The sequence below is a fragment of the Anaerolineae bacterium genome (assembly GCA_011176535.1).
In the GTDB taxonomy this organism is placed as follows: domain Bacteria; phylum Chloroflexota; class Anaerolineae; order Anaerolineales; family DRMV01; genus DUEP01.
In genome coordinates, this window is record DUEP01000128.1 from 1 (window position 1) to 14,703 (window position 14,703).

Consider the following 14,703-nt stretch of genomic DNA (forward strand, 5'->3'; position numbering starts at 1 on the left):
GAAACGGCCCTCAAGATGGCCACCATGCGCGAAGCGCTGGCCGAAGCGGAACGGTTAGCGGTTGGTAGTTTTGACGGCTGACGGTTGGCTGTCCCCGCATGGCACATGGCACCTGACACTTGAACACCGGAGCACCCTCCCCATGAACCCAGCCACGCTTTTCGCCACGCTGTTCGTCGATGAACTCACCCGTTTGCCGCTGAGCGGGGTTGTGGTCTGTCCAGGCTCGCGGAGCACGCCGCTGGCCGTAGCGCTGAGCCGTCAGGAAAGGCTGCCCGTCTATGTGCACTTGGACGAACGCAGCGCGGCCTTTTTCGCGTTGGGATTGGCCCTGGAGACGGGACGTCCCGCCGCCGTGCTGACCACCTCCGGCACCGCCACGGCCAATCTTCACCCTGCCGTCATGGAGGCCGACCGCGCCGGGGTGCCGCTGCTGCTGCTCACCGCGGATCGGCCTCACGAACTACGCGACAGCGGCGCCAATCAGACCGCTGACCAGGTCAAACTGTACGGCAGTGCCGTGCGCTGGTTCGTGGATTTGCCGCTTCCTGAACCCGAGCCGAAGGCCCGCGTGCTGCGTTACCTGCGCGCGGTCGCCGATGGGGCGGTCGCCGCCGCCCTGGGGCTGTACGGCAAACCGGGGCCGGTGCATCTCAACTTTCCCTTTCGCAAGCCGCTGGAACCCCAGCCCGACGACGCCTCGGCGGAGGCCGCTTGGGCCGCCCGTGCCCCCCTGGGCTGGCGTGGACGGCGGGCAGGGGCGTCGCTGACCTCCATCATGGTCGCTAAGCGCCAGCCTTCCGCCGAGCACATCCAGGCGCTGGCCGCGAAAATACGCGGCTATCGCCGGGGGCTCATCGTCGCCGGGCCGCAGGCGGCCCCCACCCCTGCCGTCGCTGCGTTGTTGCGCCAACTGGCCGCCGCAGCCGGGTATCCCCTCTTAGCCGATGCCCTCTCCGGTGTGCGGTTTGTGCCCTCACCCCACCCCCTTCAGTCCCCCCTTCCCTCCCCCCGGGGGAGCGAGGAGGGGGGAAGGGGGCCATCAGGCCCCCAGGGGGGAGAGGTAAAGGCGCCCATCTTCGCCACCTACCCCCACTTCCTGGCTGCCGGATTGCCGGCCGTGGAACCGCCGCGCCTGGTGCTCCATTTCGGCGCCGCGCCGACCAGCAACGCTTTGCTGACTTACCTGGAAAACCTCCCGCCCAACACCGAGGTCATCGCGGTTACGCCGACCCCCTCCTGGCCCGACCCCGGCTTCCACCTTTCTCAATGGGTAGTTGCCGACCCAGGTGCCACGCTCACCGCGCTGTTGGCGGCCCTGGCCGAGCGGCCACCGCGCCCCGATCGCACCTGGCTTGACCTGTGGCACCAGGCTGAAAACAGCACCCGCCGTCTGCTGGCCGAAGCACCGCTTACCGAGGGCCCTCTGCTGGCGGCGGTCGTCGAAACCTTACCGGACGAGGCGCGTCTCATTATCGGCAACAGCCTGCCTGTGCGCCATCTGGACGAATATGGGCTTCCCCAGGGCAAGACTCTGCGGGTCTTCGCCAACCGGGGTGTGAGCGGCATTGATGGTGTGGTCTCCACGGCGGCCGGGGTAGCAGCGGCCAGCGGTCGCCTCACCGTGCTCGTGTTGGGCGACCTCTCCCTGCTCCACGACTTGGGCGGGCTTCTGGCCGTCTCGCGCTTCGGTTTGCGGAACTTTCACATTGTGGTGTTGAACAACGACGGCGGCGGAATCTTTGGGAGGCTGCCCATCGCGCAACACGAGCCTCCCTTCACCGCGATGTTCCGCACCCCGCACGGGCTGACTTTTGCACCGGCCGCCGAGATGTACGGCCTGCGCTATCGACGGGTGCAACCCCAGGATCTGCACCAGGCCTTGGGCGCGGCCTTTTCCCAAGAGGTCCCGCATTTGCTGGAAATCCCCACCGACGCCCAGGCTCACGAAGCCGCCCGACGGGATTTGGTCATCCGCCTCGGGCGCTTGAGTACGGGGTGGAGGTGTTAAGGTGCGAGGTTCCACGTGCAATGTAAAAAATGGTGAGGAAAGGAGGTCAAGATGGCTGGGGTGAGGCGTTTCGAGGACTTGAGAGCGTGGCAGGCAACCAGCGAGTTGGTAGTAGCCGTGTATGGATTGTCCTGAAAAGGCGCCTTCCCCCCGCGACCACGGGCTCAAGGAGCAGATTCAACGCGCTGCTGTCTCGGTGATGGCCAACATCGCTGAAGGCTTTGACTGCGACTCCAATGCAGAATTTGCCCGCTTTCTGGGTTACGCCCGCCGCTCGGCGCCGGAAGTCCAGGCTCTGCTCCACGCCGCCCGACTGGTGGGCCACATTACCCAGGAGGAGTTCGACATCGTTTACGCCTTGGCCGGCAAAGCCAAAGGGCTCATTGGCGGGCTCAGAGCCTCCCTCCGCCGCCAACTTCACACCTCGCACATGGCGCATGAGACATAGCACATGGCACCCCGCACTTGGCACGTGACCCTTCGCACTCCGCACTTTTCACACACAGGAGGTTCCCATGCCCGAAACCTGGAACCATATTCGTAAAGCCGCCGACTGGCAAAAGGTCAAAGACTATCGCGACATCACCTACTACAAAGCGCAAGGCGTCGCGCGCATCGCTTTCAACCGCCCCGAGGTGCGCAACGCCTTTCGTCCGGAGACCATTGACGAGATGATCCACGCCTTTCGCGATGCCTGGCTGGACACGAGCATCGGTACCATTTTGCTCACCGGCGAGGGCCCCTCACCCAAAGATGGTGGCTGGGCTTTTTGCGCCGGCGGCGACCAGCGGGTGCGCGGCAAAGGGGGGTACGTGGGGGGGTACGCATTGCCCCGTCTGCATGTGCTGGAATTGCAACGCATGATTCGCTTCATGCCCAAGGTGGTCATCGCCGTGGTGCCCGGCTGGGCCGTGGGCGGCGGGCACAGCCTGCATGTGGTTTGCGATTTGACCATCGCCAGTCAAGAACACGCCCGTTTTCAGCAGGCCGACGCCCGGGTGGCCAGTTTCGACGGCGGCTACGGCTCGGCCTACTTGGCCCGCCACATCGGCCAAAAACGCGCCCGCGAGGTTTTCTTCCTGGAAAAGGTCTACACTGCCGAGGAAGCCTATCGGATGGGCATGGTCAACGCCGTGGTGCCCCACGCCGAACTGGAGGAAGTGGCTTTCGAATGGGCCCAAACCATCAACTGCAAGAGCCCGATGAGCATTCGCTTCCTCAAATACGCCTTCAACCTGGTGGACGACGGCCTGGTGGGGCAACAACTCTTCGCCGGGGAAGCCACGCGCCTGGCCTACATGACCGATGAGGCCCAGGAGGGCCGCGATGCCTTCCTGGAAAAGCGCCCTCCGCGCTTCGACGAATTCCCCCGCTGGCCCTAGGCGGTTGACCATTGGCGATTAGCGATGGACAACGCCTTCACGTCGTAACTCCTAAATCGCAATTCCTATGGACCTCCTCACCCCTCGTTCCCTCGCCACGCCTGAGCGCCCCGCCCTGATCTGGGGGGAGCGCACTCTCACCTATCGGGATCTCGCGGGTTGGGCCGCGGCCCTGGAGCAGGTGCTGGCCCGGGAGGGCATCACCGCCGGGACGCGTGTGGCAGCCCTGCTGCCGCGTGAGCCGGTAGCGGTGGCCGCCGTGCACGCCCTGGCCCGTCTGGAGGCGGTGTTGGTGCCCCTTAATCTGCGCCTGACCGCCGAGGAAATGCGTGAACAAATCGCCCGCAGCGGCGCCACCCATGTCCTCGCCACCCCCACCACAGCGGAACGCGCCCGTGCGGTCGCCGGTGAGCGACGGGTGATGGAAATGGCGAATGAGGAATTAGGAATGGTGAGTGAGGAATCAGGGACCGCGGAAAGCCCTGTCCCTCGTAACTCGCCATTGGCCACTCGCCACTCGCCCCTCGCCATTCTTTTCACCTCCGGCACCACCGGGAGGCCCAAAGCCGCTGTGCTTTCTGCGGCCAACTTCACCTGGAGCGCGGTTACCTCGGCCTTTCGCCTGGGGGTATTGCCCGACGATCGCTGGCTGCTCACTCTGCCGCTCTACCATGTAGGCGGGCTGAGCATCTTGTTTCGCAGCGCCTTGTACAGCACGGCTATCATCCTGCCAGAACACGAAGGCCCTTTCGACCCCGTACAACTGGACGCTGCATTACGCCGCCATCGGGCCACCCTGGTCTCCTTGGTGCCCACCATGCTCTATCGCCTGCTGCAGGCGGTTCCCGGCGAACCTCCCGCTCACCTGCGGATCGTGTTGCTAGGGGGCGCCGCTGCGCCTGTAGAACTGTTGCGCCAGGCCCATGCGCGGGGCTACCCCGTCGCCCTCACCTATGGCCTGACCGAAGCCGCCTCTCAGGTCGCCACGGCCACGCCGGCCGAAGTGCGAAGCAAGCCCGGCAGCGTCGGCCGCCCGCTGTTCTACACCCAGGTCCGTGTAGTGGATGAAGCCGGCCGCGACCTGCCTTCCGGCGCTGTGGGCGAGATCGTGGTGCGAGGCCCTACGGTGTTCTTAGGCTACGACAGCGATCCACAAGCCACGCACACCGCCCTGCGCGATGGCTGGCTGCATACCGGCGACCTGGGCTATCTGGACCCCGACGGCGCCCTCTGGGTGGTCAACCGTCGCAGTGACCTTATCGTCACCGGTGGTGAGAATGTGTACCCGGCCGAGGTAGAAGCCGTGTTGCGCCAGCATCCCGCCGTGGCCGAAGTCTGCGTGGTGGGCATCGAAGACCTGGAATGGGGTCAACGGGTGGCCGCCGTCGTGGTCCTTCACTCTGATCAACAGGCCGGCCCGGGCGATCTGGAAGCCCATTGTCGAGCACACCTGGCAGGTTACAAAGTACCCCGGCAATGGCGTTTCGTGGACGCCCTTCCACGCACCGCTTCGGGCAAAATCCATCGCCCCGCCGTCCGCGCCCTCCTGACCCCCGCCACCTGACACTTGACACCTGGCACATGGCACCTGCCACGAGGAGTACCCATGACCACAACGGCCCAAAGTGTTCGTCTCACCCAGGATCTCAGCATCGGCGCCGATCAGCCGGTCGTGCTGATGGTTGGCCCTTGTGCGGTCGAAAGTTACGAACAGACCCGCGCCGTCGCCGAGGCGATGGCCGCCCTGGGCTTGCAGGTGCTGCGCGGTGGCGCCTTCAAGCCCCGCACCTCGCCCGACAGTTTCCATGGCCTGGGCGAAGAGGGCTTGCGCATCCTGCGCGCCGTGGCCGACGAATTCGGTCTGCTGGTGGTCACCGAAGCGCTGGGCGTGGAGCATCTCGACCTGGTGGCCCGCTACGCCGATATCGTGCAAATCGGCAGCCGAAACATGCAGCACTATCCCCTGCTGTGGGCTGTGGGCGAACTGAACAAGCCGGTGTTGCTCAAACGCGGCTTCATGAGCACCGTACAGGAATGGCTGCTGGCCGCTGAGCACATCGCCCGCCGCGGCAACGAGCGCATCATCCTCTGCGAACGGGGCATCCGCACCTTTGAGACAGCCACCCGCAACACCTTAGATATCAACGCCATCGCCCTGGCCAAACAAGAGGGCCCCTGGCCCGTGATAGGCGATCCCAGCCACGCCACCGGCCGTCGCGACCTGGTGTTGCCGGCCGCGCGGGCCGCCGTGGCGGCAGGAGCCGACGGCCTGTTGATCGAGGTACACCCTCATCCTGAGGCCGCCCTTTCCGACGCCGCTCAGCAATGGCCGGTGGAGCGCTTACCTGAGTTGGTCGAGGCCGTGGCACGCATCGCAGAGACTTTGGGGCGGGGCGTCCAGCAGCGCGTGTCCCCCTGATGTGCCCTCCCTCAATCCTTATTCGCAACTTGCAATTCGCAATTTCGCAAATCGCCCCTCCCCCTACCCCAACCCCACCAGCAAGAACAGACCGTGTACCAACGCGGCCACAAGGGCTGCGGCGGGGATGGTGAACATCCAGGCCAGCAAGATGTCGCGCACCACCAGCCAGCGCACCTTGTTGATGCGCTCGGCAGCCCCAGAGCCCATGATGGTGGAACTCATCACCTGGGTGGTGCTCACCGGCCCGCCGACCAGGGCAGCGCCGAGAATCACCGCCGCCCCGCTGAGTTGAGCGCTGAAGCCGTGGATGGGTCGGATGCGGAACAGCCTCCCGCCCACGGTGCGGATGAGCCGTTGCCCACCGATAGCCGCGCCCAGGGCGATGGCGCTGGCCGAAGCCACGCGCACCCACAGCGGCACGGTGAAGGCCGACAATCGGCCCTCGGCCATCAGGGCCATCACGATGATGCCCATGGTCTTCTGGGCGTCGTTCGTGCCGTGGCTCATGGCCACCGCCAGCGAGGTGGGCCATTGCCCCACCCGGAACCAGCGGTTGATCCGGGGGGAAAAGTTGGCAAAAAGGGCGAAGAGGAGACGGGTCAGCAGAAAGCCCCCAATGAGCCCCAGCACAGGCGAGAGGAACAGGGCCAGCAGCACCTTCAACAGCCCGGCCAGTTTGACCACATCGAGCCCGGCGCTGACGATGGCGCTCCCCAGCAGACCGCCCACCAGGGCGTGGGAGGAGGAGGCCGGCATGCCAATCAAGGTGGTGAGGAGGTTCCAGACCAGAGCGCCGGCCACGCCTGAAAGAATCACCTCGGTCGTCAGGACCTCGGTGTGCAGCAAATCGGCGCCTACGGTCTTGGCTACGGCGATGCCGAAGGAGAGCGGGCCGATGAATTCGCCCAACCCCACCCACAAGAGGGCGCGACGGGGAGGCATGGCCTGGGAGGAAATCACCGAGGCCACGATGGTAGCGCTGTCCTTCAAACCGTTGAAGAAGGCGAACAACAAGGCGAATCCAATCAGGGCGTAAAGCATGGTTGCTCCTTGTTATGTGGGGCCTATTTTAGCACAGAGCCCCCTGCTTGCGCTTTCCCCAGGGGCGGGGTATAAATAAATCACACCCGGGCGTTGCTGGGAGGGCGGCATGGCCTATCGCATCCAGGAATGGGCGGCCTCGGAGCGCCCCCGGGAGCGTTTGGAGGCCCATGGGCCGCAGGCACTGAGTGATGCGGAGTTGTTGGCCATCCTGCTGCGCACCGGCGTGCGCGGCGAGAATGCGGTGGACTTGGGACGGCGTTTGCTCCACACCTTCGGGGGCCTGGTGGGGTTGCATCGGGCACCTTTTGCGGAAGTCAAGGCCCAGCACGGCGTGGGGACGGCCAAAGCAGCCCAACTCAAGGCCGCGCTGGAATTGGGCCGTCGGCTGGCCGCGGCGCTGTCCTCGCAGGGAGCACGACCGCGCATCGAGTCCCCCGAGGATGCGGCGGCGCTGTTGATGTATGAGATGAGCGCCTTAGAGCAGGAAGTGCTGCGCGTGCTCTTGCTGGATACCCGACACCATGTGTTGGGTGCTGAGGATGTAGTGCGGGGTTCGGTCAATCGGGCGCAGGTGCGCATCGCTGAGGTGTTCCGGGCAGCCGTGCGGCGCAACGCTACAGCTATCCTGTTGGCTCACAATCATCCCAGCGGCGATCCAGCACCCAGCCCGGAGGATGTGGCGTTGACCCGCGAGGTCGTTCAGGCGGGTCGCGTGCTGGAAGTGGAGGTGTTGGATCATCTGGTCATCGGCCGGGGGCGTTTTGTTTCCTTGCGGCGGCAAGGACTGGCCTTTGAGTGATAGGTCTCGCAGGAGGTGATGGCGATGCGCGAACATCAGATTATTCTGGTCCCTCGAGAAAACTTTTGGGAGTGGGTGCGGGCCGCCCGGGCGTACATTCTCACCTTTGGGCCCAACATCACTCCGGACCCCCATGTGGCCGGGCGGTACATGTTGCCCAATCAGACGGTCACCATTGTGTTGCCCCCAAATGGGTATCCGGCCTATGGAGACATTCGCCGCTGGTTTCAGCAACATTACCCCGGGGTGGCTTTGGATGTGATCGAAGTGGCGAATCCAGAGGAATTGCGACAGGTGTTTGGTGAGCGCATCGCCAACCTGGATCGCTACGGTGAGGCCTCACGCCCTTTTCGCCTCTTGTGGCCCACCGATTACCCGGTCATCACCCAGCCTTTTGGCGCCCATCCGGAAATTTACAGTCGGTGGGGGCTGCCTGGACACGAGGGGGTAGACATCCGTGCGCCGATGAATACCAACATCTACGCCGCCGCCGATGGGGAAGTGTATCTGGTGGACGACGATCTGGCCGGGGCCTACGGCAAGCAGGTGCGCATCCGGCACCGCAACGGGTATCGCACGGTGTACGCCCATCTGAACAAGATTCTGGTGCGGAAGGGGCAGTTCGTCAAAGCCGGGGAGCGCATCGCCTTGGCCGACTCCACCGGCAATTCCACGGGGTCACACCTGCATCTCACGCTGAAACTGGACGGAGCCACTTCGCGGGGCGAGACGAACTACCCGTCCGACATCATCGACCCCACGCCCTTTTTGGTGTGGCCCAGCGATGAGGAGCGGCGACGCAAGGCCCTCTTTCATTGGCCGGCCGAAAAATGCCTTATTGGCGCTGCCCTGCGGCCCGATGGTCAGGTGAGCGAAGCCGACTTCAAGGTGGTGGAGCAGGCTCGATTAGAAGCCGTGCGCCTGCTTTCTTCGGTTTCGGATGAAGTCGTCGACCACTTGCGCGCCCTCAACCCCAACCTGTTCATCATGGTGACGCTGACCGGGGATTTCTCCCAGCGCGAAGTGTCCCCCTCGGCCTTCGTGCAGCAGATCACAGCGGATATGGCGCGTTTTTACGCCAAGGGCGTGCGGTATTTCGAGGTGCATCAGCAGCCCAACCTGCAGGCGCAGGGGTGGATGCGCACTTGGCGCGACGGTCTGGCGTTTGGTGAGTGGTTTCAGGCGGTGGTGGCGTCTTTGCGCCAGGTGTTCCCCGAGGCTCAGTTGGGCTTTCCTGGGCTCTCGCCGGGGGGAGATGTGCCCGGCCAGCGTACCGATGCCTTGCGTTTCCTGGAGCAGGCCGATGAAGCGGTTCTGGCGGCCGACTGGGTGGGCGTGCATGCTTTCTGGCATTCGCAGGTCGAGATGGGCCAGACCGGTGGGGGGCAGTTCTACGAGGTCTATCGGCTGCGCTATCCGCAAAAACTGGCCTTCATCACCGCCTTTGCCAACATCAACCCGGCCACCGACTTCCTGGTGCGCGGGCAGCAATATCTAGAGTATTTGCGTCGCTTGCGGTCGCAATGGGGAGTGGGCGCGGCTTTCGGTTTATACACCACACCGGGCAGCGCGGCCACTTATCTTGGTTGGGCCACCAACGAGGGGATGCTTACGCCCATCGTGGGTTATCTGGGCACGCGGACTTTTTGAGAAGGCCGTCTCTACCTCCTGACCCTGGGTTCCGTTTGAGGGCCCTCAGCCTGTGGAGCGCACGGTAAACGCGGAAAATTCCCCCTGATAAGGCGCCCACTGCACTTCCACATGGGTCACATAGGCGGCCGAAGGCCCCACTTTCAGGCGACGCGCCAGGTCTTCCAGCGCGCCTTTTGGCCCTTCGGCCACCACCTCCACCGACCCATCCCAGCGGTTGCGTACCCAGCCGGTGAGGCCCAATTGACGCGCCTGGCGCAGGGTGTAGGCGCGGAAGCCTACTCCCTGGACGCGGCCTTCGATGCGAGCGTGCAGGCGAGCGAAGTCCGCCGGATGTTCCATCTCAGCCCTCCTCCTCAGCAAGCTTCGCGCGAGGCAGCGTGAGGCTGACCACCCCCAGCGGCGCGAGGATGAGCAGGCCCAGCCCCAACCACGGGGCCAGGTCGGTCAGCCATGACCAGTCCCGGGCCGCCCCCAAAGAGGCCAGCCAGGCTTTTTCCAGCCGGGGGAGGGATTTCCCCAAGGCGCTTCGGGGGGCTTCGACGCAGCCCTGGCCTTGCGCGTAAGCCTCGATGAGCCGCCGCAACCCCGCGGTGCCGTAAGTGTGGTACAGGAAGCGCACGAAAGACGCCGATTCGGCGTAGGCCAACATGGCCTGTCCGGCCTGGGGAGGGAAGCCCTGGCACAGCGAGGTCAGAGGGAGCAGGCCCTGCCGAGCTACCGCCTCTTGCAACACGGCTTCGTATTCCGGGTTTGGGGTCAACTCGGCCAGCGAAGCAACCCCTTCGTTGAGCCATTGCGGCAGGTGGGCATAGCCTGCTTGGGTGGCCTGGTAGAGCAGAACATGGGCCAGTTCGTGGGGTACCTGGCGTTGGGCTTCCAGGCCTTGCTCCAGCCCAGGGGAAAGGGCGAGAAAAATCTTCCCTAAGGCGGGGTCGGCGTGGCCTGCGGCCCAGGTGGGCATGGCGCTCAGGGCCGATTGCAAGGCGTCGAGGCTCCCGTAGGTATAGATGTCCACCTGGGCGGGCATGGGGGCTTCCCATTGCTGTTGCAACCGCAGCAGAGCCTGTTGGGCGGCGTCCATCACTTGTTGGGCCAGTGCAGCGTCGCCGTTGTACCAGTACACCACGAAAGGGGGGCTTTCAAGAGTTCGCCAGTCGAACCGATTGTCCTCCAAAAGGAACTGTTGCGGAGGGGTGACCACGACCTGACCATCGTCCAGGGTGACCTGAAACCAGTACGCCAACGGCGTAAAGGCCGGCAGGGGCTGTTGATGCAGATCGTGAATGTAAAGAACCTGCCCTTTTTCGTCCAGCGCCATGGGCGCGGTGAGGGTGTAGGGAAGGTTTTGGGCGTGGTAAAACAGGTTCACCTGTTGAATCGGGCGATCGGCGCGTAGCGTCGCCGAAAAGACGATTTGTTCCCCAAAGGTGTAGGTGACCTGGGGGTTTTCGACGATAACCCGGGGGGCGGCCCACCCGGACCTGGGGGAGCGGAACAGAAGCCACAGGGTCAGCCCGATCCCCAGGATCCGGAGCCAAAGCCAGGGACGTGGGAGGCTTCCTCCGGTTTCAGGCAGAATCTTTGTCCTCATCCTCGTCACCGAACAGGTCCAGCCACTCCTCGAGGTCCTCTTCGGGGACCTCGCCCTCGCCGATGTCCATCAGCAGCAATTCGTCCATGAGACCCGCTTGGAAGACGAAGTTTTCCTGGGCTTCTTCGATGGCCTGGACCTCTTCTTCGTCTGCGGCCAGTTCCAGAGCCTTTTCCAGGGCCTGGTAGACGGTGTCGCCGCCTTTGCCGATCTCGCCCAGGGCCCAGGCGGCGGCCATGCGCACTTCGGGTACGGTGTCCTCGAGAAGGCGCGTCAGGGTTTTCACCGCGCGGCCAAGGCCTAGTTGACCGGCCGCGGTGGCGGCCTCGGCGCGCAGGCGCGGGTTGGGATGTTCCAGGTATTCCATGATGGTGGCGCCCCAGCGGCGCAGGCCAGAGCGCCCCATGGCGTACAGCGCCGCCGCTTGCCAGTCCAGGTCCTCTTCGGCCAGGGCGGCTTCGATGAGTCCGGGGACCTCTTCGTGGGTGGCGTAACTCACCGCTTCCAGGGCCTGACGGCGCAATTCGGCATCCAGGGAGGCGTCCCGCACGATGCCGATGAGGGTCTCCACAATGCGTTGAAAGAGGCGAGGACTCAGTTCCTCCACCTCGCCCAAGTAGACATAGGAGCCCAGGGCGCCGGCCGCGGTGGCGCGCACCTGAGGGTCGGGGTCTTCGGTGACCAGAGTCAGGAAGCGCTCGGCCAGGAAGGGCTCCTCTTCTTCCCACAGCAGGCGGATGCCCAGGGCGCGAATGTACCCGTCGGGGTCGTCCATGGCCACCAGCCCGACGGTGAGGTAGGAGAGGGTGTAGTCTACTTCGGTGAGCACTTCCAACTCTTCCAGCAGGTTCCGGCGGCGCTGGCGGGAAATCTGCGGCCAGATGGCACGCAGTCGGTCGGCCTCCGCGCCCTCCAGGTCCGACAAACGACGATATACGGGGAAGGGGAGGTGATGCTTCTCGTCCAACAGGGCTTCGATCACCTTCTCGAAGTCCTGGTAGGGGTTCGTTTCGGGGGGCAGGGGTTCTTCTTGCGAGGGGGTACGGGTCATGGCAACCACTCCTTGAGGTTGATGAGGATGAGCAGGCCCATCACCAGGACAAAGCCGATGAAGTTGAGGCCGGTTTCGACCCGCTGGGGCAACTGGCGGCGGGTGATCCATTCACCCAGGGCCATCAGGATGCGCCCCCCGTCCAGGGCCGGGATGGGCATCAGGTTGAGCAGGCCTAAGGAGAGGGAGATCTGGAAGAAAAAGAACAGGGTGTTGCTCGGCTGCGCCTCGGCCTGGTCGGCGCTGCGGGATTGCTGGTACATTTCGTACATCCCGCGATAGCCCAACAGTTGGAGGCCGGTGTTTTCCCCTTGCACCATGCGTGCCGGAATGGTCAACAGCAGGCGGGTGAATTCGTAGGTTCCCTGGGCGCCATAGCGCAAAGCCGTGGCGGGTGTGGCAGAGAGGGTGGGGTAGGTCAGGCCCACGCCCATGGCGCCCTGCCCTTCAGGCGGGTTGGGACGGGCGTACACCTGGAAGGTCAGGCGTTGCCCCTGGCGCTCGACCTCCACCGACAGGGTTTCGCCGAGGTGGCTTTGGATGATGGGAGGGATGTCACCCAGGGTGTGGATGGGTTGATCGTTGAGGCGCAGCAGGATGTCGCCTGGGCGCAGGCCGGCTTGCTCGGCTGGCGAACCGGCGGCCACTTCGGCGATGAGCACGCGCGTGGTATCGGGGATGCCTTCGGCATGGTAGATGCTGGCCAGCAGGATAACGGCGGCCAGAAAGTTCATCAGCGGCCCGGCCAGCAGGACGGCGATGCGCACCGGAGGCGGGCTCTGGCGCAGGGCGTCGGGCTGCTCGGGGGTCCCTTCGCCTTTGGGGCGCACGAAGCCACCCAGGGGGATCCAGTTCAGGGTGTAGCGCGTCCCTTTCCATTCAAAAAGGGTGACCAGCCGCGGCGGGAAACCGATGCCGAATTCCTCGATTTCCACGCCTAACATTTTGGCCACGAGGAAATGACCCAGTTCGTGGATCAGGATGAGCAAGGCGATGGCGGCGACAAACAACAGCATAAAGCACCTCTTGGGGTGGGGCTACGGGGCCATAGGGCCTGCCGGATGGAGCGAGGCGTCGTCGGGCAGCCGCCGGGCAGCGCCCCCGGGGAAGGCCACCAGCACCCGCTGGACGCCGGGGATCTGTTCCAAAGCCGCGCGTACCTGTTGGTGGATTTCGGCCGGGCAGAGCACATGCACATTGGGCCCGGCGTCGATGGTGTAGGCCACCGGGAGGCCTTCCCGACGCAGGGCGCGCACGGCGTGCATCACCGTCAGGGTGCCCGGTTCCCAGTACAGCAGCGGGGGGCGCGAGGTCTGCATCACCGCGTGCATCAGGTGGGTGTCGAGTTCGACGACCTCGGTCAGGGCCGCGAAATCGCGTTGCTGGATGGCCTGACGGCAGCGGGCCAGCCGTTCCGGAGCCTGGGCCACCCGCACCGGTTGCAGAGGGCTGGTGTCGGCCAGGGCGTGCCCCTCGGTGGAGCCGATGGGCTTGTGGGCAGCGCTGACGATGGCGATGCAGTCGGCCAGGTGCCAGTGCTCCGGCGGAGCCAGGCTGTAGGCGTAGGAGTCGCCGTCGGTCTCGCCGGGCAGCCACTCCACAAAGCCGCCGGGTACGGAGCGGCAGGCCGACCCCGATCCACGGCGGGCCAGCCGCGAGAGGTCTCCTTCGGTGAGTTGGAGGCCTGTGGCAGCCGCGGCGGCTACGGCCAGCGCGGCGAAGGCCGAGGCCGAGGAGGCGATTCCCGCGCCGGTGGGGAAATTGTTCCGGCTCTCCACCAGGGCGGCGTGGTGCAAACCGCTGGCTTCCCGCACCCAATCGAGCACGATTTTCACCCGTTCCAGGGCGCGGCCCCGGCTCTCCCGACCGTTAAGCACCAGGCGATCCTGAGTCGCCTGGGGGGAGAAGGTGACGCGCGTGCGCGTCCAAAGGCCGGCCAGGTTCATGGAAATGGAGCCGTTGGCCGGCAGGCGCAGGGCCGGGTCACGGTTGCCCCAGTATTTGATGAAGGCAATGTTGGGGTGGGCTTGGGCAATGGCGCTCCAGGTCGTCATGGGCATAGTTTACCATGCCCAGGGGCGAGGGGGCAACGGCACGGCGGCTCAGTGAATGATTTCGAGGCCTTGCTGGCGGGCCTGCCCAGCCCATTGACTCCATTTGTTGGGAGCAATGTCGGTTTTGAGATTCCCACGGCCTTGATTTTCCAATACCCACTGGTGAATTAAGATGGACCGTGTTTGGGGTTCTGTTTGAACCCAAAGCAAGACCCCCTCGATCAAATCCTGCAGGCGGCGTTGTGTGGAGGCTTGATCCTGCCCAGGTGCGAACACCCAACCGAGGCAGTCTCCCCCCTGGCAAGATTGCTGAGCCTGAGGGAGGAAAATCGTTCCCACTTGTTCCAAAAGATTGGTGAGGGCTTCCAAGTCGAACACGACGAAATTAAACTGCCCGGCAGCAGATCCGAAAAGTTGGGCGAGGATGGCGGGATTGAGGATGCCATTGTCCAGCAGCCAGGGTTGCCCATTGAGGGAACGCAAGTCTTGGAGGGGGAAGGGGGCTACCGCGATCTGGAGAGGGCCTTGTTCTGACTTTAGGGTGGCAACCCATGTCATTTGAAGTGTGCTTTTCGTGCCCAAAGCCGTATCGTTGACCAGGACTACAATAAGTTTACATTGGTTTTGCAGATCGGGGGCGTTTCTTTTGGGGGGGAGGGTTGGTGCCGGGGTAGGGGTAGGCGGAGGTGGAGGCAA

14 protein-coding genes are annotated in these 14,703 nt (G+C 64.5%); 7 read left to right on the forward strand and 7 right to left on the reverse strand.

The window, feature by feature from the left end; genetic code table 11:
- Nucleotides 1–142: 142 nt before the first annotated feature.
- From menD to aroF, 5 genes are all read left to right on the forward strand, one after another.
- A complete protein-coding gene (gene menD, locus G4O04_11005; protein ID HEY59036.1) occupies nucleotides 143–2,011 on the forward strand; it encodes a 2-succinyl-5-enolpyruvyl-6-hydroxy-3-cyclohexene-1-carboxylic-acid synthase in 1,869 nt (622 codons plus the stop codon).
- 121 nt (nucleotides 2,012–2,132) lie between these two features.
- Entirely contained in the window at nucleotides 2,133–2,459 is a 327-nt protein-coding gene (locus G4O04_11010) for a four helix bundle protein (protein ID HEY59037.1), read from the forward strand.
- Between the two features lie 67 nt (nucleotides 2,460–2,526).
- Nucleotides 2,527–3,393 (forward strand): 1,4-dihydroxy-2-naphthoyl-CoA synthase, encoded by an 867-nt coding sequence (locus G4O04_11015; protein ID HEY59038.1) that lies wholly within the window; start codon nucleotides 2,527–2,529, stop codon nucleotides 3,391–3,393.
- A gap of 61 nt (nucleotides 3,394–3,454) precedes the next feature.
- Nucleotides 3,455–4,957, forward strand: a complete 1,503-nt coding sequence (gene menE / locus G4O04_11020) for an o-succinylbenzoate--CoA ligase (protein HEY59039.1) — start codon at nucleotides 3,455–3,457, stop codon at nucleotides 4,955–4,957.
- Nucleotides 4,958–4,999: 42 nt separating this feature from the next.
- Nucleotides 5,000–5,812 carry a 3-deoxy-7-phosphoheptulonate synthase gene (aroF, locus tag G4O04_11025; protein ID HEY59040.1) on the forward strand — a complete coding sequence of 271 codons (813 nt, stop codon included), beginning with the start codon at nucleotides 5,000–5,002 and terminating at the stop codon, nucleotides 5,810–5,812.
- 63 nt (nucleotides 5,813–5,875) lie between these two features.
- Here the strand turns inward: aroF and G4O04_11030 are convergent, their stop codons facing one another.
- A complete protein-coding gene (locus tag G4O04_11030) occupies nucleotides 5,876–6,856 on the reverse strand; it encodes an inorganic phosphate transporter (protein HEY59041.1) in 981 nt (326 codons plus the stop codon).
- Nucleotides 6,857–6,965: 109 nt separating this feature from the next.
- Here G4O04_11030 and G4O04_11035 point away from each other — a divergent pair, with 109 nt between their 5' ends.
- The gene (locus tag G4O04_11035) at nucleotides 6,966–7,658 is read left to right on the forward strand and encodes a JAB domain-containing protein (GenBank protein ID HEY59042.1); all 693 of its coding nucleotides are present in this window, start codon (nucleotides 6,966–6,968) and stop codon (nucleotides 7,656–7,658) included.
- 24 nt (nucleotides 7,659–7,682) lie between these two features.
- The gene (locus tag G4O04_11040) at nucleotides 7,683–9,308 is read left to right on the forward strand and encodes a M23 family metallopeptidase (GenBank protein ID HEY59043.1); all 1,626 of its coding nucleotides are present in this window, start codon (nucleotides 7,683–7,685) and stop codon (nucleotides 9,306–9,308) included.
- 45 nt (nucleotides 9,309–9,353) lie between these two features.
- On the opposite strand, the gene G4O04_11045 is transcribed toward G4O04_11040, so the two are convergent.
- Genes G4O04_11045 through G4O04_11070 form a run of 6 tightly spaced genes read right to left on the reverse strand, consistent with a single transcriptional unit; the run spans nucleotide 9,354 to nucleotide 14,589 of the window.
- Nucleotides 9,354–9,650, reverse strand: coding sequence for an acylphosphatase (locus G4O04_11045; protein ID HEY59044.1), 297 nt, complete (start codon nucleotides 9,648–9,650; stop codon nucleotides 9,354–9,356).
- Between the two features lies 1 nt (nucleotide 9,651).
- Nucleotides 9,652–10,902 (reverse strand): hypothetical protein, encoded by a 1,251-nt coding sequence (locus G4O04_11050; protein HEY59045.1) that lies wholly within the window; start codon nucleotides 10,900–10,902, stop codon nucleotides 9,652–9,654.
- Nucleotides 10,880–11,953, reverse strand: coding sequence for a hypothetical protein (locus G4O04_11055; protein HEY59046.1), 1,074 nt, complete (start codon nucleotides 11,951–11,953; stop codon nucleotides 10,880–10,882). The genes G4O04_11050 and G4O04_11055 overlap by 23 nt, the downstream gene beginning before the upstream one ends.
- Nucleotides 11,950–12,969 (reverse strand): site-2 protease family protein, encoded by a 1,020-nt coding sequence (locus G4O04_11060; protein ID HEY59047.1) that lies wholly within the window; start codon nucleotides 12,967–12,969, stop codon nucleotides 11,950–11,952. Before G4O04_11060 ends, G4O04_11055 begins: the two co-directional genes overlap by 4 nt.
- Nucleotides 12,970–12,990: 21 nt before the next feature.
- Nucleotides 12,991–14,007, reverse strand: coding sequence for a diphosphomevalonate decarboxylase (mvaD, locus tag G4O04_11065; GenBank protein HEY59048.1), 1,017 nt, complete (start codon nucleotides 14,005–14,007; stop codon nucleotides 12,991–12,993).
- Nucleotides 14,008–14,055: 48 nt separating this feature from the next.
- Entirely contained in the window at nucleotides 14,056–14,589 is a 534-nt protein-coding gene (locus tag G4O04_11070; GenBank protein HEY59049.1) for a hypothetical protein, read from the reverse strand.
- Between the last annotated feature and the right edge of the window lie 114 nt (nucleotides 14,590–14,703).

What these genes read in the sequence shown, in the direction of transcription:
- menD (HEY59036.1), top strand. Translation starts at nt 143, where the DNA reads ATGAACCCAGCCACGCTTTTCGCCACGCTGTTCGTCGATGAACTCACC.
- G4O04_11010 (HEY59037.1), top strand. Translation starts at nt 2,133, where the DNA reads ATGGATTGTCCTGAAAAGGCGCCTTCCCCCCGCGACCACGGGCTCAAG.
- G4O04_11015 (HEY59038.1), top strand. Translation starts at nt 2,527, where the DNA reads ATGCCCGAAACCTGGAACCATATTCGTAAAGCCGCCGACTGGCAAAAG.
- aroF (HEY59040.1), top strand. Translation starts at nt 5,000, where the DNA reads ATGACCACAACGGCCCAAAGTGTTCGTCTCACCCAGGATCTCAGCATC.
- G4O04_11030 (HEY59041.1), bottom strand. Translation starts at nt 6,856, where the DNA reads ATGCTTTACGCCCTGATTGGATTCGCCTTGTTGTTCGCCTTCTTCAAC.
- G4O04_11035 (HEY59042.1), top strand. Translation starts at nt 6,966, where the DNA reads ATGGCCTATCGCATCCAGGAATGGGCGGCCTCGGAGCGCCCCCGGGAG.
- G4O04_11040 (HEY59043.1), top strand. Translation starts at nt 7,683, where the DNA reads ATGCGCGAACATCAGATTATTCTGGTCCCTCGAGAAAACTTTTGGGAG.
- G4O04_11045 (HEY59044.1), bottom strand. Translation starts at nt 9,650, where the DNA reads ATGGAACATCCGGCGGACTTCGCTCGCCTGCACGCTCGCATCGAAGGC.
- G4O04_11050 (HEY59045.1), bottom strand. Translation starts at nt 10,902, where the DNA reads ATGAGGACAAAGATTCTGCCTGAAACCGGAGGAAGCCTCCCACGTCCC.
- G4O04_11055 (HEY59046.1), bottom strand. Translation starts at nt 11,953, where the DNA reads ATGACCCGTACCCCCTCGCAAGAAGAACCCCTGCCCCCCGAAACGAAC.
- G4O04_11060 (HEY59047.1), bottom strand. Translation starts at nt 12,969, where the DNA reads ATGCTGTTGTTTGTCGCCGCCATCGCCTTGCTCATCCTGATCCACGAA.
- mvaD (HEY59048.1), bottom strand. Translation starts at nt 14,007, where the DNA reads ATGACGACCTGGAGCGCCATTGCCCAAGCCCACCCCAACATTGCCTTC.